Source organism: Sphaerotilus mobilis, assembly GCF_004216565.1.
Classification (GTDB): domain Bacteria; phylum Pseudomonadota; class Gammaproteobacteria; order Burkholderiales; family Burkholderiaceae_C; genus Sphaerotilus; species Sphaerotilus mobilis.
Map to the genome: position 1 here is coordinate 698,616 of NZ_SGWV01000009.1, position 20,714 is coordinate 719,329.

The 20,714-nt window shown below is 67.5% G+C and carries 10 protein-coding genes; 7 read left to right on the forward strand and 3 right to left on the reverse strand.

All coding sequences use genetic code 11. From position 1 onward, the window contains the following. Positions 1 to 6 precede the first annotated feature (6 nt). Together EV685_RS12450 and EV685_RS12455 are read right to left on the reverse strand one after the other, a co-directional pair. Positions 7 to 2,964 (reverse strand): ExeM/NucH family extracellular endonuclease, encoded by a 2,958-nt coding sequence (locus EV685_RS12450; RefSeq protein WP_130482320.1) that lies wholly within the window; start codon positions 2,962 to 2,964, stop codon positions 7 to 9. Between the two features lie 8 nt (positions 2,965 to 2,972). Further along, positions 2,973 to 4,223: a glycerophosphodiester phosphodiesterase gene (locus EV685_RS12455; RefSeq protein WP_130482321.1), complete on the reverse strand. Its 1,251-nt coding sequence runs from the start codon at positions 4,221 to 4,223 to the stop codon at positions 2,973 to 2,975. A 168-nt stretch (positions 4,224 to 4,391) separates the two neighbouring features. Here EV685_RS12455 and dapF point away from each other — a divergent pair, with 168 nt between their 5' ends. The 3 genes from dapF to EV685_RS12470 all read left to right on the forward strand — a co-directional run bounded on the left by dapF (position 4,392) and on the right by EV685_RS12470 (position 7,068). Beyond that, the gene (dapF, locus tag EV685_RS12460; RefSeq protein WP_130482322.1) at positions 4,392 to 5,294 is read left to right on the forward strand and encodes a diaminopimelate epimerase; all 903 of its coding nucleotides are present in this window, start codon (positions 4,392 to 4,394) and stop codon (positions 5,292 to 5,294) included. 109 nt (positions 5,295 to 5,403) lie between these two features. Then, a complete protein-coding gene (locus tag EV685_RS12465) occupies positions 5,404 to 6,084 on the forward strand; it encodes a DUF484 family protein (protein ID WP_130482323.1) in 681 nt (226 codons plus the stop codon). A gap of 27 nt (positions 6,085 to 6,111) precedes the next feature. Further along, positions 6,112 to 7,068, forward strand: a complete 957-nt coding sequence (locus EV685_RS12470) for a tyrosine recombinase XerC (RefSeq protein ID WP_130482324.1) — start codon at positions 6,112 to 6,114, stop codon at positions 7,066 to 7,068. A 10-nt stretch (positions 7,069 to 7,078) separates the two neighbouring features. On the opposite strand, the gene EV685_RS12475 is transcribed toward EV685_RS12470, so the two are convergent. Further along, positions 7,079 to 7,639, reverse strand: coding sequence for a hypothetical protein (locus EV685_RS12475; protein WP_130482325.1), 561 nt, complete (start codon positions 7,637 to 7,639; stop codon positions 7,079 to 7,081). Positions 7,640 to 7,822: 183 nt separating this feature from the next. Between EV685_RS12475 and EV685_RS12480 the strand changes: the two genes are divergently transcribed. The 4 genes from EV685_RS12480 to EV685_RS12495 all read left to right on the forward strand — a co-directional run. Next, complete coding sequence (locus tag EV685_RS12480) at positions 7,823 to 9,439, forward strand: sensor histidine kinase (protein WP_130482326.1); 1,617 nt, start codon at positions 7,823 to 7,825, stop codon at positions 9,437 to 9,439. Beyond that, a complete protein-coding gene (locus EV685_RS12485) occupies positions 9,436 to 10,149 on the forward strand; it encodes a response regulator transcription factor (RefSeq protein ID WP_130482327.1) in 714 nt (237 codons plus the stop codon). The genes EV685_RS12480 and EV685_RS12485 overlap by 4 nt, the downstream gene beginning before the upstream one ends. Before the next feature lie 68 nt (positions 10,150 to 10,217). Then, positions 10,218 to 10,835, forward strand: coding sequence for a discoidin domain-containing protein (locus EV685_RS12490; RefSeq protein ID WP_130482328.1), 618 nt, complete (start codon positions 10,218 to 10,220; stop codon positions 10,833 to 10,835). A 111-nt stretch (positions 10,836 to 10,946) separates the two neighbouring features. After that, on the forward strand, positions 10,947 to 20,714 hold a 9,768-nt coding region (locus EV685_RS12495), incomplete at its 3' end, for a hypothetical protein (RefSeq protein WP_130482329.1).

Sequence of the window (20,714 nt, forward strand, 5' to 3'; positions counted from 1 at the left end):
GCCGGTTCATTTCAGGATGACGTCACGTTCGACCGCAAGACCGGTCGGTGCGACGTTGCGCAGGGTCAGGTAGGGCAGTGCCGGCAGTCGGCCGGCGCTGCCGTCCAGGTCGATGCGCAGCTGGGTGTCACGGCCCACACGCACCAGACGCAGCTGGCCGCCGGCCCAGGCGCTGTCGGGATCGATGCCCAGCGAGCCCAGCAGGCCACGCAGGTCGAGCCGGTCCTGTCCGGGCACGAAGTCCTGGATCACGTCGCCGGCATGCAGCAAGCGCTCGTAGACGAAGACGTCGCGCCCAGCGCCGCCGCGCAGGCTGTCCAGGCCGCCGTTGCCGATCAGCACATCGTCGCCACCGCCCGCGTCGATCACGTTGCGCAGCGCGCCGCCGACGATGCGGTCGTCGCCCGGCGTGCCGGTGACGTTGCCGCGCAGCGGTGCCTCGATCTGCTTGACCAGGCTCAGGCCGATGCGCAGCGGGTCATGGTCCGAGCCGCGATAGACGTCCGGCATCCAGCCGTCCGGGGCGCAGCTGGCGCAGGCCGGCTGGCGGAACTCGAGGTTGTAGTCCAGCACCGAGGGCTCGTCGGCGTTGATGTGCCATTCGGCCGCGCCGGTCACCTTGGCACTCAGCGTGGCGCTGGCCAGGGCCTGGTCCAGACGCCCGGCTGCGCCGTCGAAGACGTAGGAATAGCCGGTGCCCGGGATGGGCTCGAAACGCGCGACCTGGTCGATCCAGCCCAGCCCGGCCAGCGTGTGGACCGGGTCTTCCTGGGCATAGGCGTTGAAGTCGCCGACCAGCAAGACATCGTCGACGCCCGTCGCGGCGCGGTGCGCGGCGACGAAGTCATGCAATCGTGCGGCCTGCTGCACCCGCAGCGCGTTCCAGCAGCCCTGCAGATCGCCGAGGTCGATGTTGAGCGGGTCCTCCACCGGCGTCGGGCAGGAGCCCTTGGACTTGAGGTGATTGACCGCCACTGCGAACCGTTCGCCGTTCAGCGCGGCAAAGGTCTGGATCAGCGTCGGCCGGCTGTTGACGGCATCGACGTCCGATTGCGGCAGGCCCACCAGGCTGACGCGGGCCGGCCGGTAGATCAGGGCCACACGGATCGCGTCGCTGCCAGTGCCTTCGGCCGGAACCGGCACGCTGGCCCAGCTGCCGGCGCCGGCGCGGGTGTTGAGGCCGGCGACCAGGTCGTCGACGGCGACGTTGCCTTCGTTCTGGATCTCCATCAGGCCGACCACGTCGGCGTCCAGGCCGAGCAGGGCCTGCAGCGTCTTCTCGCGCTGGCGCTCGAACTCGGCCAGGTTGCTGGCCCCACGGCAGTTGGCCGCCGCGACCACCCCGCCCAGGGCACAGCCTGCACCGCTGGCACCGGCGGCGGTGTTGCCGTTGGTGAAGGTGGTGAAGTGGTTCAGCACGTTGAGGCTGGCCACGCGCAGGTTGCCGCCGACCTCGGGCGCCGTGGCCGGACGCGGGTTGCTGCGCTCGAACTGCGGCGCCACCGTCGGGTGCAGCTTGTAGAGCGCGATGCCGGTGTTGGCATTCGTGGCCAGGCCGAAGTCGATGACACCGGTCAGCGAACCGATCAGGCGGTCCCCCGCGCGCACCGTGCCATCGGCGGCGGCGTAGGGCATCGGGTTCGGGTTCTGGACCGTGCGGCCGTCGTCGAGCAGCAGGAAGCGGCGCGCGTTCTCGGCCGCCAGATCGGCGATCGCCTGGGTGCCCGGGCGATGCACGTTGCTGGGCGTGAGGGCCCGCTCGCCCGCGCTCAGCGTGAGCTGGCCATAGCGGCCGAGGAAGAAGTTCTGAGCCACCGTCAGGCTGCTGCCGACGATGTCCACCAGCATGCCCTCGTGGCGTTCCAGCGCGTCGTGCGAGTCCAGCGGCAGGCTGATCGAGACCGGGTTGACCGTGCCGCTGCCCAGCACCCGCGCACTGCTGTTGACCAGCTGCGTGACCGGCCGGCTGGCGGTCGCGGGGTTGCTGGCCGCGCCGGTGTTGAACTCGCTGACGCGGCCGGTGATCTCCAGCAGCGCGCCCACGGTCACGGTCGGTGCGGCGCCGGTGAACACAAACAGGCCGTCCGAGGTCAGCGGATCGCCGTCGCCCACCGGGTCCTGGACGAAGTAGCCGTTGTTGGTCAGCAGCGTGACGACGCCCCGGGTGGTGAGCGTCTGGCCGACCCAGGTGCTGACGGCGCCGCTGCCCTGGATCGCCGGAATGGGCGTCAGGATCGGCTCGACCGGGGGCGGCGGGGGCGGGGGCGGAGGTGGCGGAGGGGGCGGGTTGACCGGCCCGCCGGCACAGGTCAGCGCCGGGCTGGCGCCGTGGCGAGGCAGCGGCGCACCGGTGATGAAGTCCGCCGCATTGCTGTCGCTGTCGGTGCAGCCATCGGCCGCGCGCAGCAGGGCCAGCGTGGCGCTGCTGGCCGGGGCGACCGCCGTCTCGAAGAAGTTGGCCGTGCCGAAGCCGACCAGGTCCTCGATCAGCCCGGCCTGTTCGGCGCTGCAGACCGTCGAGCCGCCGTTGCACGCCAGCGCGGTGGCGCTGCGCACCAGCGCCACCTTGCCTGCGGTGCCCGACAGGTTGAGCGTGCCGCTCGTGTCACCGGCGACCGGCAACGCCACGCCGTTGGCACCGCTGGCCAGCGTCACCAGCAGGTACTGGCCGGCTTGCAGCGTGAGGTCCGGCAACGGCGTTGCCTGAAAGTTGCCCGTCCCGGTCGCCGAGGCGTACTGGATCGACCAGCCGGCCACGCTGACAGGCACCGTGGTGGCGTTGTGCAGCTCCACGTAGTCCTGGTTGTAGACCGCGCCGGCATTGCCGCCGGCACCGTAGATCTGGCTGATGACCACGCCGCTGGGCGACGCGGCGGCGGTGCCGGCAGCCAGCGCAGCGAGGGCGCCGACGAGGGCGGTCGCGAGCGGGCGGACCGGCGAGGCGGGACGGGTGGGACGCTTCATGGTGGGGCTCAGTCCTTCTTGTGCGAACGGGCGCAGGCGCGCTCGTCGAGCAGGCAGGCCAGCGCCTTCGGGTCGCTGTCCAGGCGATGCAGCGCCCGCGCGGCCACGGCGGTGTCCGGGTAGTCGGCGAACACGCCGTCGACGCCGTGGGCGTAGAAGGCCATGTACTCGCGCGCCGGCAGGCCGGCGTCATCGGCCGCCAGGCGACGCTGCTCGTTGCGGAAGGTGTAGGGGTGCACGACCAGGCCGCGGGCATGGGCGTTGGCGACCACGTCCGTGCCGGGCAGGCGCTGGCGGTCGGCCTCGTTGACGCGGCCGTCACCGTTGATGTCGGTGCAGGCGCCGGCCACGACCGTGCAGGCGGTCGGCAGCAGGTAGTACTTCCACGGGCCGACGCCGTCGGCGTAGGTCTTGACCTCGTCGAGACCGGCGGGGCTCAGGATGTCCTTGAACAGGCCGGTGCGGCCGTCCACGGTCCAGTCGTAGGGACGGTCATAGGGGGCGGTGAAGTCCAGCGAGCCATCAGCGTTCAGGTCGTTGGCATCGACCAGCTGGACCAGCTTGACGCGGGTCTTGCTGCGCAGGTACTTCAGGTTGGCGGTCTCGAAGCTCTGGATGAAGACCGGCGCGTCGCGGTGGTTCCAGCCGGCCTTGTCGAGCACGGCCAGCAGGCGGTCTTCCAGGGCCAGGCCGAGCTGCTGGTGGTAGGTCGGGTGCTTGGTTTCCGGGTAGATGCCGACGGTGCGGCCCTTCTGCGCCGACTTGCGCTTGACCAGCGCGATGACCTCTTCCAGCGTCGGGATCGAGAGCTCGCCGTCGAAGCGGTGATCGCGCTCGCCCACCGCTTGGATGGCCCGCAGGGTCTTGATCTCGGCCAGGGTGAAGTCGCTGGCGAAGAAGCCGTTTTCCATCACGCCGTCGACCAGCATGTCGCGGCGGCGGTCGGCGAACTGCGGCAGCTGCGAGACGTTGGTGGTCGCGATCAGGTTGGGCTCGTGGCGGGCGATCAGCACGCCGTCGCGGGTGGCGACCAGATCCGGCTCGACGTAGTCGGCGCCCAGCTCGATGGCCAAGGCATAGGACGCCAGCGTGTGCTCGGGCAGGTAGCCGGAAGCGCCACGGTGACCGATGACCAGCGGGCCGGACGGCGCGCGCGCGCCGTGATCGTCACGGGCCAGGGCGGGCGCGGCCACGGCGGTGGCAGCGGCAACGGCCAGCGCGACGGCGGCGCGGGCGAACAGGGTGTTCAGTCGGGACATGTCGGATCCTCCTTGCGGGTCGGGCGAAAACCCGCAAGGTAGGTTCCGGCCGTGACGGCCCGGTGAAACCCGAGCGAGCGCGGGAATGTCCCGAGCCGCCCTCGCCGACCCTGGCGCCAACACTCTTTTGCACAACAGACCCCTGCCCCCGAGGTCGATAATTCCGCGATGCGATTGCACTTCACCAAGATGCAGGGCGCCGGCAACGACTTTGTCGTGCTGGACGCCACCCGCGCGCCGCTGGCGCTGTCGGCGGCCGACTACCGCTTTCTGGGCGACCGGCGCTTCGGCGTCGGGGCCGACCAGATCCTGGTGGTCGAGCGCAGCAGCACGCCGGGCGTCGACTTCCGCTACCGCATCTTCAACGGCGGCAGCGGCGACGAGGTCGAGCAGTGCGGCAACGGCGCGCGCTGCTTCGCCCGCTTCGTGCGCGACACCGGGCTGACGCTGGCCAGCAGCGTCAAGGTCGAGACCGTCAACAGCCTGATCGAGCTGCATGTGCAGCCGGATGGCCGCGTCACCGTCGACATGAACCAGCCGGTCTTCGCGCACGAGCGCATCCCCTTCGACGCCCACGGTCTGAGCCCGCGTCCGCACAACGGCCATTCGAGCGACAAGGCCGATGGCTACGACCTCTGGCCGCTGGCACTGCCCGGTGCCAGCCTGCCGTCGGTCGACGTCGCGGTGCTGTCGATGGGCAACCCCCACGCGGTCCAGCGGGTGCACGACGTCGACACCGCGCCGGTGGCCGAGATCGGCCCGCTGGTCGAAGGCCACGCCCGCTTTCCGCGCCGGGTCAACGCCGGCTTCCTGCAGGTCGTCTCGCGCCGCGAGGTCCGCCTGCGTGTGTACGAACGCGGGGCCGGCGAGACGCTCGCCTGCGGCACCGGCGCCTGCGCGGCGGTGGTCGCCGGCATCCGGCTGGGCTGGCTCGATGCCGAGGTCGATGTGCACACCCGTGGCGGCTTGCTCACCATCGCCTGGGCCGGCCTGGGCCACCCGGTCCTGATGACCGGCCCGGCGCAGACCGTCTACACCGGCGAGATCCAACTACCTGACCATGTCGCATGAAGACCCTTGTTGACCAGAAGTTGCGGCGGGCCGAGCGCCGGGCCGTTCCCAAGCAGGCCTGCATCCCCTCGGGGGAGCGGCCGATGTACCCATCGGACGAGGGGCGCCCATGACCATCCAGGGCATCACAGAGACCGACATCGCCAACTACCTGGCCAACACCCCGGGTTTCTTCGAGCGCCATGCCGAGTTGCTCGCCAGCGTCGAGCTGGCCAACCCGCATGGCCAGCGGGCGGTGTCGCTGCAACAGCGCCAGATGGAGATGCTGCGCGAGCGCATCCGCGGGCTGGAGCGCCGCATCATGGACATGATCCGCCATGGTCAAGAGAACGCCGGCCTGGCCGACCGCCTGCACCACTGGACCCGCTGCCTGATGCTGGTCGATGAGCCGGCCGACCTGCCCGACGTGCTGGTCGACGACCTGCGCGAGCAGTTCCAGATCCCGCAAGCGGCGATCCGCCTGTGGGACCTGGCGCCCGAACACGCCGAGCGGCCGTGGGCCGCCGACATCGCCGACGAGGTGCGCAGCTTCGCCGCCGGCCTGACCCAGCCCTACTGCGGCGCCAACGCGGCCTTCGAGGCCGTGCACTGGCTGCCTGATGCGGCCAGCATCGCCTCGCTGGCGCTGATCCCGATCCGGCCCGATGCCGCCAGCCCGGTCTACGGCCTGCTCGTGCTGGGCTCGCCCGACCCGACCCGCTACAGCGCCGACATGGGCACCGACTTCCTCACCCGCATCGGCGAACTCGCCGGTGCCGCGCTGAGCCGGCTGCTGCCCGAGCCGGTCTGAGTTCGCCGCGCATTGAGTTCATTGCACATGGAGCCGACCGAGGCCCTGCCGGTCGAACCGCTCGGCCCGGTCCCGACGGCCTTCCTTGAACACCTACGCGTCGAGCGCCGTCTGGCCGAACGCACCCGCATCATGTATGCGGCGGCCTTGCGACGATTGCAGGCTGCCATGCGTGACCAGACGCTGGCCGTCGACCAGGTCCGGCCCCACCACGTGCGCCGCTGGGCGGCCCAGTTGCACGGTCAGGGCCTGGGCTCGCGCAGCATCGCCATCCACCTGGCGGCCTGGCGCGGGCTGTTCCGCTGGCTGGGGCGCGAGGGGCGGGTCACGTCCAACCCGGTCGACGGCCTGCGTCCGCCCAAGGGCCAGCGGCCGTTGCCCAAGGCCTTGCCGGTCGACCAGGCCGTCGCGCTGGCCGATCACCGCGACGACAGCGGCGAGAACGACCCGCGTCTGGATGCCCGCGACCACGCCATCGTCGAGCTGCTCTACGGCTGCGGCCTGCGCAGCGCCGAGCTGATCGGGCTGGACCTGCACCCCGGCGGCCCGGGTGGCGGCTGGATTGATCTGACCAGCGGCGACGCCGAGGTGCTCGGCAAGGGCAACAAGCGCCGCGTCGTGCCGGTTGGCGCGGCGGCCATCGCCGCCGTCCAGGCCTGGCTGGCGCTGCGTGAGCAGCTCGCCCGGCCCGACGAGCCGGCCCTGTTCGTCAGCCAGCGCGGCACCCGCCTGACCGGCTCGCAGATGCGCCGCCGGCTGGCCGCCCGAGCCGTCCAGGCCGGCCTGCCCAGCCATGTCCATCCGCACATGCTGCGCCACAGCTATGCCTCGCACCTGCTGCAGTCCAGCGGCGACCTGCGGGCGGTGCAGGAACTGCTCGGCCATGCCCAGATCAGCACCACCCAGGTCTACACGCGGCTGGATCACCAGCACCTGGCGGCGATCTATGACGCGGCGCATCCGCGGGCGAAGCGCAAGAGCTGAGAGCAAGGGCTCAGCGCTCGACGTGTTCGAGCGACGAGTGATGGACGACGATGCGCAGCTTGCCGGCGTCGTCCTTGACGAAGCCCCAGGTCTTGTCGACGGTCGTCACCTTGCCGTTGGTGCCAGTGATGTGGACCCGGCCCATCGAGGTCGCGCTGTCGCCTGTGATGAAGATCGCGGCGTTGTCGATCTCGCAGCGGGTCCATCCCTTGAGCGCGAAGCCGGTGTCCTTCGGGTAGGCCGCGTCGCCGCCGACAAAGTAGGCCAAGGCGCCGGCACGGGTCGTGCGGAAGGTCTGCGGCTGCGTCGTCAGGGTCGGCTTGAACAGCACGGCGCCCATCTGGTAGCCGTAGGCCGCGTCGATCACCTTCTCGGCCAGGGCCTTGGCCGCTGGCTGGCCGCCTGCAGCGCCGGCTGCGGAGATGTCCACCAAGGCCCGACACCAGCCTTGCTGGGTCGCCAGGACCTCCGCCTCGGTGATGGCCTGGTTGACGACGACACCCTTGGCGTGGACGGTCAGGCTGGCGCAGGCCAGCATGAAGGGGGCGAGCAGGGCAGCGGTGCGTTTCATGTTCATTCCTCTGTGGTTTGTCAGACAAGTCGAGCGGCCGGTGTCACGTGGACCTCAACCTGATCGCTATTGCAGCCACGCCGCATGGACAGGCCCTGACGGGCCGATGAGCAGACGATGAGGCGCGAATGAACGCCAGATGAAACCGCCCGAGCCGAGCGGCGAGCACCTGAGAATCGTGCGATGTTCAGACGCCGCCTCTCCATCGCCCTGGGACTGCTGGCCGCCGTGGCGGTGGCCGAAGGTCTGGGCGCGGCCGCAGCGCTCAGCGTGGCCGAACTGCAGGTCGAGCGCGGGCGCGTGGCCAGTGACATACGGACCGCCTTCGTCGAGCTGTCAGCCACCAAGCAACGCTTGCGCAACTGGGTCGCCCAACGCCAGCAGGGCGGCGGCGGGGATGATGTGACGAGGGATGCCCTGCAGCTGGAAATGCGGCGCACGCTCGAGCGCCTGGACCAGCTGTCGACGGCGGCCGTTGCCCTGGACGGCAGCGCCCTCAAGCGCGAAGAACACCTGCGCCGCCAAGATGCCCTGCAGGTCCTGACGTCCAGCCTCGCCGAACTGGACGTGGCCATCCGTGCCGCGCGGCCCCTGTCGCCGGATGCCGACGCCCAGCAGGCCTGGCTGGCGCTGAATGCCGTGTTCGAACGCTCGCAAGGGCGTGACGTCCGTCAGCTCATCGCCGACAGCCTCGCGCGCGAGTCCGACGCGGTGATCCGCGAGCGCTCCGCTGCCGATGCGTCCTTGGCCTGGATGCGGGGCTTCTGGCTTGCCATGGCCGCGACCCTGGCCGTGCTGGCCGTCGTGGCGGCCCTCTACTTCAACCTGGCGCTGCGCCGGCCGATGCATTTGCTCAACGAAGGTGCGCTCGCGCTGCGCGATGGACAACTGCAGCATCGCATCCGGCTCGAAGGCGCCGACGAGTTCTCGGCCGTCGCACTCAGTGTCAATGCCATGGCCGCCGAGCTGGAGCAGCACCGCGAGCGTGAAGCGGCGCAACGCCAGCGCCTGGAAGCCCAGGTCGATGCGCGCACCCTCGAACTGCGCGAAGCCTTGCATGCCTTGAGCCAGTCCGACCTGCGGCGGCGACAGCTCGTCGCCGACGTGAGCCATGAGCTGCGCACGCCCACGACCGTGATCCGGGGCGAGGCCGAGATCACGCTGCGCGGCGCGGACCGGACGCCCGAGGACTACAAGGCCACGCTGCACCGCATCGTCGACACCTCGCGCCAGTTGGCTGCGGTGATCGATGACCTGCTGGCCACGGCGCGCAGTGACATCGATGCCCTGTCGCTGATCAAGCGTCCGTTGGACCTCTGCGAGACCGCACGAGATGCGCTGCTGCAGGCTTCTGCCCTGGGCGCGTCCCGGGGCGTCACCTTGCAGGCCGTCGACAAGCCTGCGGGCGGCTGCACCGTCCTGGGCGATGCGCAGCGGCTGCGGCAACTGCTGCTGATCCTGCTGGACAACGCGGTGCGCTACTCCGAGCCGGGCAGTGAGGTCCGCATGCGCTTGCGGGCGGCCGAACGACCCGGCGCCCCCTGCTGCGTCGAGGTGGCCGATGACGGCGCCGGGATCGCGCCGAGCGAGCTGCCGCAGGTCTTCGAGCGTCACTTCCGGGGCGAGCAGGCGCGCCGGCTGCGTCCCGAGGGGAGCGGCCTGGGTCTGGCGATCGCGCAGTCGTTGGCGCGGGCCCATGGCGGCTGGATCGAGCTCAGCAGCCAGCCCGGCCAAGGCACGGTCGCGCGCCTGCTGTTGCCGTCTGCGGCCCCGGAAACCGACCCGCTGAGGCAGGCATGAACATCTTGATCGTCGAGGACGACGACCGCATCGCCGATTTCCTGACGCGTGGTCTGCGCGCAGAGGGACACCGGGTGCAGCGTGCCGCCGATGGACTCACCGGCCTCGCGATGGCCCAGGACGCGGCGCGTCAGGCGCAGTCGCATGGCGACATGACCTTGCTGCTGCTGGACATGATGCTGCCCGGCATGGGCGGCCTGGAGATCTGCCAGGCGCTGCGCACGCAACGGATCTGGCTGCCGATCCTGGTGCTCACGGCCCAGACCTCGCTGGAGGACAGGGTCGCTGGTCTGCGCCTGGGTGCGGACGACTACCTCTGCAAGCCGTTTGACTTCGAGGAGCTGCTGGCGCGGCTGGAGGCCCTGGCGCGGCGCAGCCGCGACATGCGACCGCCGGAGGCCAGCGTGCTGCGGCATGCGGACCTCGAACTGGATCTGACGCGCATGCAGGCCAGCCGCGCCGGCAAGCCCCTGACGCTGACCGCCCGGGAGCTGGCGCTGCTTGAACTGTTTCTGGGCGCTCCTGGTCGGCTGTTCAGCCGGGAACGCATCCTCGCCAGTGTCTGGGGCAGCAGCGAGGACCCGCTCACCAACGTCGTCGATGTCTACATCCGTCGCCTGCGCTTGCGCATCGACGTCGAGGGGCAGCCGTCGCTGATCCAGACCGTTCGCGGGCTGGGTTATCGACTGGAAGCCGCGTCATCGACCTGAACGCGCGCCGGCAGCGGCCCGCGCTCGCCTCCGCAGCCTGCAAGGCGTCGACAGTCAACAGGCCTCCGGTGAGACGGTCGCCGAGAAGGGCGAGGCCGCGCAGGCCAGCCTGTCCGCAGCGCTGGCTGGGCACGGCCAGCGTCAGCGCCGGCAGCGCCGGCAGCGCCGACTGGCGCTACACGCCGACCACCGCACTGTCGGCCGGCACGCACATCCTTCAGGCCGAGCTGGCGCGTGCCGCACGTTGTGCCTATGTGTCTCTGGATCGGTCAACCTTGGACGACTGGGACCTGGGTGAACTCATCCCGGAGGCACGAGGCGCCAACGTGGCCCTGAACAAGCCCGTGCGCGTCGTTCCTCAAAGAGATTGCGGCCCTGGCTGGTCAGCCAGTCTTCTGGTCGACGCCAGCAACGGCTGGAGCCACAGCTACGGCGCGGCAGACCAGGCGGTGACCGGCTGGCTGCAAGTGGACCTGGGCGCCTCGCAGGCCGTCAACCGGGCCACCCTCCTGGGCTTGATGACCGCCCCGAACGCCGATGCCAGCATCCTCAGGGTGTCCGCTGAGCATTTGCAGGGCACCCAGGTCCGGCTGTCGGGCACATCTCCGGTCAGCACCGTCGGCGGTGTCTCCAGGGCCATGTCGCGCCCCGAAGGTCAGTCAATGGCCTTTGTGAGTCAGTGGTGACCGATCCAAGCCAGGGAGCACACCTGACGAATCGGCTCGTACACGCTCTAGAAAATTCGTTTCTCCGCAGGTGACCAGGCCTGCGGCCATGTCAGCTCAGGGAGAACCGTCATGACCCAACCCGCCACGCCGCGCCCGCAGGCGATCCCTTCACCTGCGCCCGTTCGCCGTCGGCGGGTCGATGAGGACACCCTCGACTTACCGCCCCAAGACGTCCACGATGCGCCCGCCGAAGCGATCGAAGGCGCATTGCCCGAGACGGACACCACGCAGATCCTGGCCGACGCGACCGCAGCGGCCCCAGCCGCCGAGGGGCACGTGTCGACCGTGGCCGCGCCGGCTCCTGCCGCGCCGGTGACGGGCGTGGACGAACCCGCGCTCGCACCCCACACCGGCCTGACTTGGCTCGCCGGGGCGGGCCTGATCGGTGGACTGGTCCTGGCCGTGGCGAGTGGCGGCGCGGCCAAACCTGCACCAGCACCTGCACCGTCACCTGCACCGGCAACGACGATCACCCTCGAAGGTCAGGCGCTGATGGGCCCGGTGGTCCTGGGCAATGACCTGAAGGTGGACGCACGCACGGCCGATGGGCAGACGATCCTGGCGAGCACCAGCGTCGACGAACAAGGCGTCTTCCGTCTAACGATCGACGCCAGCCACATAGGCACGGTCATCGTGCTGCGCTTGTGGAGCACCGGCGACGCACCCGACCACGCCAGCGAAAGCCAGCGCAGCCCGGTGAACCTGCCCGGCGAGCTGCGCACCGTCACCGTGCTGTCGAGCGACGCACTGCGGGTACACATCACCCAGCTGACCGACGTGCTGGCGCGCACGATGCTCAAGGACGGCGCCACCATCGACATGGCGCCCGCCGAGGTCCAATCCCGCGCGCGCGCAGCTGCCAAGGGCTTGTCCCTGGGCGACGGCAGCCGCGAACTCCAGCACCTCGGCGCGTCACCGACCGTCACGGTGAACGCCGAAGGCATGGTGGTTGACGCCAGCTCCCCCGATCTCCATGGCCAACTGCTGGCGCAAATGGACGCGGCCGTCCAGGCCGGAAACAGCCTGGACGCCGTCCAAGCGTCCTACGCCAGCGACCTCGCATTTGTGGCGGTCGTCGCGGAAGACGACCTCCCGAGACTCGACGCGCAGGCCCAAGGCGAACTGGCCGCCGCCCTGACCCGAGCGAGATCCGCCACGAGCACGCCTCAGTCACCCGTCAATCACGCAGCCACTGGGGACGTGACGATCAGCGGCGAAGCGGAGCAAGGCCAGACACTGCACGCGTCGAACAACCTGTCGGACGCGGACGGCCTGGGTGCGATCAGCTACCACTGGCTCGCCAATGACATTGCCATCGAAGGTGCGACGGGTGACAGCTACCGGCTGACCCAAGACCAGGTCGGCAAGGTCATCAAGGTACGAGCGAGCTACACCGATGGCGGCGGCACTGTTGAGTCGAAGACATCGGCTGCGACCAGCGTCGTCGCCAACATCAACGACCTGCCCGACGGCAGCGTGACGATCAGCGGCACGGCCACGCAAGGCCAGATCCTGACGGCAACCAACAACCTGTCGGACCTCGACGGACTCGGCACGATCAGCTACCAATGGCTCGCCAACGACATCGCGATCGATGGTGCGATCGGGGACAGCTACACCCTTACGCAAGACCAGGTCGGCAAAGTCATCTCGGTCCGAGCGAGCTACACCGACGGCGGCAGCACCGCTGAATCGAAGACCTCGGCCGCGACCAGCGCAGTTGCCAACCTCAACGACCTGCCTAGCGGCAGCGTCACGATCAGCGGCACGGCTACGCAAGGCCAGATGTTGACCGCTACCAACAACCTGTCGGACCTCGACGGCCTGGGCACGATCAGCTACCAATGGCTCGCCAACGACATTGCCATCGACAGCGCGACGGGCGACAGCTACCGGCTGACCCAAGACCAAGTCGGCAAGGTCATCGCCGTTCGAGCGAGCTACACCGACGGCGGCGGCACTGTTGAGTCGAAGACCTCGGCCGCGACCAGCGCTGTTGCCAACCTCAACGACCTGCCCAGCGGCAGCGTGACGATCAGCGGAGAGGCGAAGCAAGGCCAGACGCTGCGGACATCGAACAACCTGGCTGACACCGACGGCCTGGGAACCATCAGCTACCAATGGCTCGCGAACGACGTCGTCATCGAAGGGGCGATCGGTGAGAGCTACACGCTGACGCAAGACCAAGTCGGCAAGGTCATCTCAGTTCGCGCGAGCTACACCGACGGTGGCAGCACCGTTGAGTCGAAGACCTCGGCGGCAACGAGCGCTGTTGCCAATCTCAACGACCCGCCCAGCGGCAGCGTCTCGATCAGCGGCACGGCCACGCAAGGCCAGATGCTGACGGCATCCAACAACCTGTCGGACCTCGACGGCCTTGGCACGATCAGCTACCAATGGCTGGCCAACGACATCGCCATCGACGGCGCGACGGGCGACAGCTACCGACTGACCCAAGACCAAGTCGGCAAGGTCATCACCGTTCGGGCGAGCTACACCGACGGTGGCGGCACCTCTGAATCGAAGACCTCGGCGGCCACGGCTGTTGTCACAAACTCGAACGACGCGCCGACGGGCGAAGTCACGATCAGCGGAGAGGCGAAGCAAGGCCAGACGCTGCGGGCGTCGAACAACCTGGCTGACACCGACGGCCTCGGCACCATCAGCTACCAATGGCTGGCGAACGACATCGCCATCGAAGGGGCGATCGGTGAGAGCTACCGGCTGACCCAAGACCAAGTCGGCAAGACCATCAAGGTTCGAGCCGGCTACACCGACGGCGGCGGCACCGTTGAATCGAAGACCTCGGCAGCGACGAGCGCCGTCGCAAACATCAACGACTTGCCTAGCGGCAGCGTCACGATCAGCGGCGAGGCGAAGCAAGGACAGACGCTGCGGGCGTCGAACAACCTGTCGGACGCGGATGGCCTCGGAACGATCGGCTACCAATGGCTCGCGAACGACGTCGTCATCGAAGGGGCGATCGGTGAGAGCTACACGCTCACGCACGACCAAGTCGGCAAGACCATCAAGGTCCGAGCGAGCTACACCGACGGTGGCAGCACCGTTGAGTCGAAGACCTCGGCAGCGACGGCTGTTGTCACGAACTCGAACGACGCGCCAACGGGCGAAGTCACGATCAGCGGAGAGGCGAAGCAAGGCCAGACGCTGCGGGCGTCGAACAACCTGTCGGACGCGGATGGCCTCGGGACCATCAGCTACCAGTGGCTCGCCAACGACATCGCAATCGACCGCGCGATCGGTGACAGCTACACGCTGACCCAAGACCAGGTCGGCAAGACCATCAAGGTTCGAGCGAGCTACACCGACGGCGGCAGCACTGTTGAGTCGAAGACCTCGGCAGCGACGAGCGTTGTCGCCAACCTCAACGACCTGCCTAGCGGCGGCGTCACCATCAGCGGCGAGGCGAAGCAAGGACAGACGCTGCGGGCGTCGAACAACCTGTCGGACGCGGATGGCGTCGGGACCATCAGCTACCAGTGGCTCGCCGACGACATCGCAATCGACCGCGCGATGGGTGACAGCTACACGCTGACCCAAAACCAGGTCGGCAAGACCATCAAGGTTCGAGCGAGCTACACCGACGGCGGCAGCACTGTTGAGTCGAAGACCTCGGCAGCGACGAGCGTTGTCGCCAACCTCAACGACCTGCCTAGCGGCAGCGTCACGATCAGCGGCGAGGCCAAGCAAGGCCAGACGCTGCGGGCATCGAACAACCTGTCGGACGCGGATGGCCTCGGAATGATCAGCTACCAATGGCTGGCCAACGACATCGCGATCGACGGCGCGATCGGTGACAGCTACACGCTGACCCAAGACCAAGTCGGCAAGGTCATCACCGTTCGGGCGAGCTACACCGACGGCGGCAGCACCGTTGAGTCGAAGGCCTCGGATGCGACGAGCGTCGTCGCCAACGTCAACGACCTGCCTAGCGGCAGCGTGACGATCAGCGGCACGGCCACGCAAGGCCAGACGCTGACGGCAGTGAACAACCTGGCTGACAACGACGGCCTCGGCACCATTAGCTACCAATGGCTGGCCAACGACGTCGCCATCGATGGTGCGATCGGCGACAGCTACCGACTGACCCAAGACCAAGTCGGAAAGGTCATCTCAGTTCGCGCGAGCTACACCGACGGCGGCAGCGCCGTTGAGTCGAAGACCTCGGCCGCGACGAGCGTCGTCGCAAACCTCAACGACGCGCCAACGGGCGACGTGACGATCAGCGGCATGGCCACGCAAGGCCAGACGCTGATGGCGGTGAACAACCTGTCTGACGCCGACGGCCTCGGCACCATCAGCTATCAGTGGTTCGCCAACGACATCGCGATCGACGGGGCGACCGGCGACAGCTACCGACTGACCCAAGACCAAGTCGGAAAGGTCATCTCAGTTCGCGCGAGCTACACCGACGGCGGCAGCGCCGTTGAGTCGAAGACTTCGGCAGCGACCAGCGTTGTTGCCAACCTCAACGACGTGCCTAGCGGCAGCGTGACGATCAGCGGAGAGGCGAAGCAAGGCCAGACGCTGCGGACATCGAACAACCTGGCTGACACCGACGGCCTGGGAACCATCAGCTACCAATGGCTCGCCAACGACATTGCCATCGACGGCGCGATCGGTGACAGCTACACGCTGACGCAAGACCAAGTCGGCAAGACCATCAAGGTTCGAGCGAGCTACACCGACGGTGGCGGCACCGCTGAATCGAAGACCTCGGCGGCCACGGCTGTCGTCACGAACTCGAACGACGCGCCAACGGGCGACGTGACGATCAGCGGCACGGCCACGCAAGGCCAGACGCTGATGGCGGTGAACAACCTGTCTGACGCCGACGGCCTCGGCACCATTAGCTATCAGTGGTTCGCCAACGACATCGCCATCGACGGCGCGACGGGCGACAGCTACCGACTGACCCAAGACCAAGTCGGCAAGGTCATCACCGTTCGGGCGAGCTACACCGACGGTGGCGGCACCGCTGAATCGAAGACCTCGGCGGCCACGGCTGTTGTCACAAACTCGAACGACGCGCCGACGGGCGAAGTCACGATCAGCGGAGAGGCGAAGCAAGGCCAGACGCTGCGGGCGTCGAACAACCTGGCTGACACCGACGGCCTCGGCACCATCAGCTACCAATGGCTCGCGAACGACATCGCCATCGACGGCGCGACGGGCGACAGCTACCGGCTGACCCAAGACCAAGTTGGCAAGGTCATCGCCGTTCGAGCGAGCTACACCGACGGCGGCGGCACTGTTGAGTCGAAGACCTCGGCAGCGACGAGCGCCGTTGCCAACCTCAACGACGTGCCCAGCGGCAGCGTGACGATCAGCGGCACGGTCACGCAAGGCCAGATCCTGACGGCAACCAACAACCTGTCGGACCTCGACGGCCTCGGCACCATCAGCTACCAATGGCTCGCCAACGACATTGCCATCGAAGGTGCGACCGGTGACAGCTACCGGCTGACCCAAGACCAAGTTGGCCAGGTCATCAAGGTTCGGGCGAGCTACACCGACGGCGGCGGCACCGTTGAGTCGAAGACCTCGACTGCGACGAGCGTCGTTGCCAACCTTAACGACCTGCCCAGCGGCAACGTCACGATCAGCGGCGAGGCGAAGCAAGGCCAGATGCTGACCGCTACCAACAACCTGTCTGACGCCGACGGACTGGGCAGCGTCAGCTACCAATGGTTCGCCAACGACGTCGCCATCGACGGCGCGATCGGTGACAGCTACCGACTGACCCAAAATCAGGTCGGCAAGGTCATCAAGGTTCGAGCGAGCTACACCGACGGTGGCAGCACCGTTGAGTCCAAGACTTCGGCAGCGACGAGCGTTGTCGCCAATATCAACGACTTGCCTAGCGGCAGCGTGACGATCAGCGGCACGGCCACGCAAGGCCAGATGCTGACCGCTACCAACAACCTATCTGACGCCGACGGCCTGGGCGGCATCACCTACCAATGGCTGGCCAACGACGTCGCCATCGACGGCGCGACGGGCGACAGCTATCGGCTGACCCAAGACCAAGTCGGCAAGGTCATCGCCGTTCGAGCGAGCTACACCGACGGCGACGGCACCGTTGAGTCGAAAACCTCAGCAGCCACGGCTGTTGTCACGAACTCGAACGACGCGCCAACGGGCGAAGTCACGATCAGCGGAGAGGCGAAGCAAGGCCAGACGCTGCGGGCGTCGAACAACCTGGCTGACACCGACGGCCTCGGCACCATCAGCTACCAATGGCTCGCGAACGACGTCGTCATCGAAGGGGCGATCGGTGATAGCTACACGCTGACGCAAGACCAAGTCGGCAAGGTCATCAAGGTCCGAGCGAGCTACACCGACGGTGGCAGCACCGTTGAGTCGAAGACCTCGGCAGCGACGAGCGCCGTCGCAAACATCAACGACTTGCCTAGCGGCAGCGTCACGATCAGCGGCGAGGCCAAGCAAGGCCAGACGCTGCGGGCATCGAACAACCTGTCGGACGCGGATGGCCTCGGAATGATCAGCTACCAATGGCTGGCCAACGACATCGCGATCGACGGCGCGATCGGTGACAGCTACACGCTGACGCAAGACCAAGTCGGCAAGGTCATCTCAGTCCGCGCGAGCTACACCGACGGTGGCAGCACCGTTGAGTCGAAGACCTCGGCGGCAACGAGCGCTGTTGCCAATCTCAACGACCTGCCCAGCGGCAGCGTCTCGATCAGCGGCACGGCCACGCAAGGCCAGATGCTGACGGCATCCAACAACCTGTCGGACCTCGACGGCCTTGGCACGATCAGCTACCAATGGCTGGCCAACGACATCGCCATCGACGGCGCGACGGGCGACAGCTACCGACTGACCCAAGACCAAGTCGGCAAGGTCATCACCGTTCGGGCGAGCTACACCGACGGTGGCGGCACCTCTGAATCGAAGACCTCGGCGGCCACGGCTGTTGTCACAAACTCGAACGACGCGCCGACGGGCGAAGTCACGATCAGCGGAGAGGCGAAGCAAGGCCAGACGCTGCGGGCGTCGAACAACCTGGCTGACACCGACGGCCTCGGCACCATCAGCTACCAATGGCTGGCGAACGACATCGCCATCGACGGCGCGATCGGTGACAGCTACACGCTGACGCAAGACCAAGTCGGCAAGACCATCAAGGTTCGCGCGAGCTACACCGACGGCGGCGGCACCGTTGAGTTGAAGACTTCGGCAGCGACGAGCGTCGTCGCCAACGTCAACGACCTGCCTAGCGGCAGCGTCACGATCAGCGGCACGGCTACGCAAGGCCAGATGTTGACCGCTACCAACAACCTGTCGGACCTCGACGGCCTGGGCACGATCAGCTACCAATGGCTCGCCAACGACATTGCCATCGACAGCGCGACGGGCGACAGCTACCGGCTGACCCAAGACCAGGTCGGCGCGACCATCCAGGTCCGAGTCAGCTACACCGACGGTGGTGGCACTGCTGAATCGAAGACCTCGGCGGCCACGGCTGTTGTCACGAACTCGAACGACGCGCCAACGGGCGAAGTCACGATCAGCGGAGAGGCGAAGCAAGGCCAGATGCTGCGAGCGTCGAACAACCTGTCTGACGCCGACGGCCTGGGCACCATCAGCTACCAATGGCTCGCGAACGACGTCGTCATCGAAGGGGCGATCGGTGATAGCTACACGCTGACGCAAGACCAAGTCGGCAAGGTCATCAAGGTCCGAGCGAGCTACACCGACGGTGGCAGCACCGTTGAGTCCAAGATTTCGGCCGCGACGAGCGTCGTCGCCAACCTCAACGACGCACCAACGGGCGAAGTGACGATCAGCGGCATGGCCACGCAAGGCCAGACGCTGATGGCGGTGAACAACCTTGCTGACCTCGACGGGCTCGGCGCGATCAGCTACCAATGGCTGGCCAACGACGTCGCCATCGACGGCGCGATCGGTGACAGCTACAGGCTGACCCAAGACGAGGTCGGCAAGATCATCAAGGTTCGCGCGAGCTTCACCGACGGCGGCAGCACCGTCGAATCGAAGACCTCAACCGCGACGAGCACTGTTGCCAACCTCAACGACCTGCCCAGCGGCAGCGTGACGATCAGCGGCACGGCCACGCAAGGCGAGATGCTGACGGCGACCAACAACTTGGCTGATCTCGACGGGCTAGGCGCCATCAGCTACCAGTGGCTGGCCAACGACATTGCCATCGACGGCGCGATCGGTGACAGCTACACGCTCACGCAAGACCAAGTTGGCAAGACCATCAAGGTTCGAGCGAGCTACACCGACGGCGGCAGCACCGCTGAATCGAAGACCTCGGCGGACACGGCTGTTGTCACGAACTCGAACGACGCGCCAACGGGGGACGTGACGATCAGCGGTATGGCCACGCAAGGCCAGACGCTGATGGCAGTGAACAACCTAGCCGACGCCGACGGCCTGGGCACCATCAGCTACCAGTGGCTCGCCAACGACGTCGCTATTGATGGTGCGATCGGTGATAGCTACACGCTGACGCAAGACCAAGTCGGCAAGGTCATCAAGGTCCGAGCGAGCTACACCGACGGTGGCAGCACCGTTGAGTCCAAGACTTCGGCAGCGACGAGCGTTGTCGCCAATATCAACGACTTGCCTACCGGCAGCGTGACGATCAGCGGCACGGCCACGCAAGGCCAGATGCTGACGGCAATGAACAACCTGGCTGACAACGACGGCCTCGGCACGATCAGCTATCAGTGGTTCGCCAACGACATCGCGATCGACGGGGCGACCGGCGAAAGTTACCGACTGACCCAAGACCAAGTCGGCAAGGTCATCACCGTTCGCGCGAGCTACACCGACGGTGGCAGCACCGCTGAGTCGAAGACCTCGGCTGCGACGAGCGTCGTCGCCAACATCAACGACCTGCCCAGCGGCAACGTCACGATCAGCGGCACGGCCACGCAAGGCCAGATCCTGACGGCAACCAACAACCTGTCGGACCTCGACGGCCTTGGCACGATCAGCTACCAATGGCTCGCCAACGACATTGCCATCGACGGCGCGATCGGTGACAGCTACACGCTCACGCAAGACCAAGTTGGCAAGGCCATCAAGGTCCGCGCGAGCTACACCGACGGTGGCAGCACCGCTGAGTCGAAGACCTCGGCTGCGACGAGCGTCGTCGCCAACATCAACGACCTGCCCAGCGGCAACGTCACGATCAGCGGTACGGCCACGCAAGGCCAGATCCTGACGGCAACCAACAACCTGTCAGACCTCGACGGCCTTGGCACCATCCGCTACCAGTGGCTTGCCAACGAAGTCGCGATCGACGGTGCGACAGGCGACAGCTACCGACTGACCCAGGACCAAGTCGGCAAGGTCATCACGGTTCGGGCGAGCTACACCGACGGTGGCAGCGCTGTTGAGTCGAAGACTTCGGCCGCGACGAACGTCGTCGCCAACATCAACGACCTGCCCGACGGCAGCGTCACGATCAGCGGTACGGCCACGCAAGGCCAGACGCTGACCGCTACCAACAATCTGTCTGACGCCGACGGCCTCGGCACCATTAGCTACCAATGGCTGGCCAACGACGTCGCCATCGATGGTGCGATCGGTGACAGCTACACGCTCACGCAAGACCAAGTTGGCAAGGCCATCAAGGTCCGCGCGAGCTACACCGACGGCGGCGGCACCGTTGAGTTGAAGACTTCGGCAGCGACGAGCGTCGTCGCCAACGTCAACGACCTGCCTAGCGGCAGCGTCACGATCAGCGGCGAGGCGAAGCAAGGACAGACGCTGCGGGCGTCGAACAACCTGTCGGACGCGGATGGCCTCGGAACG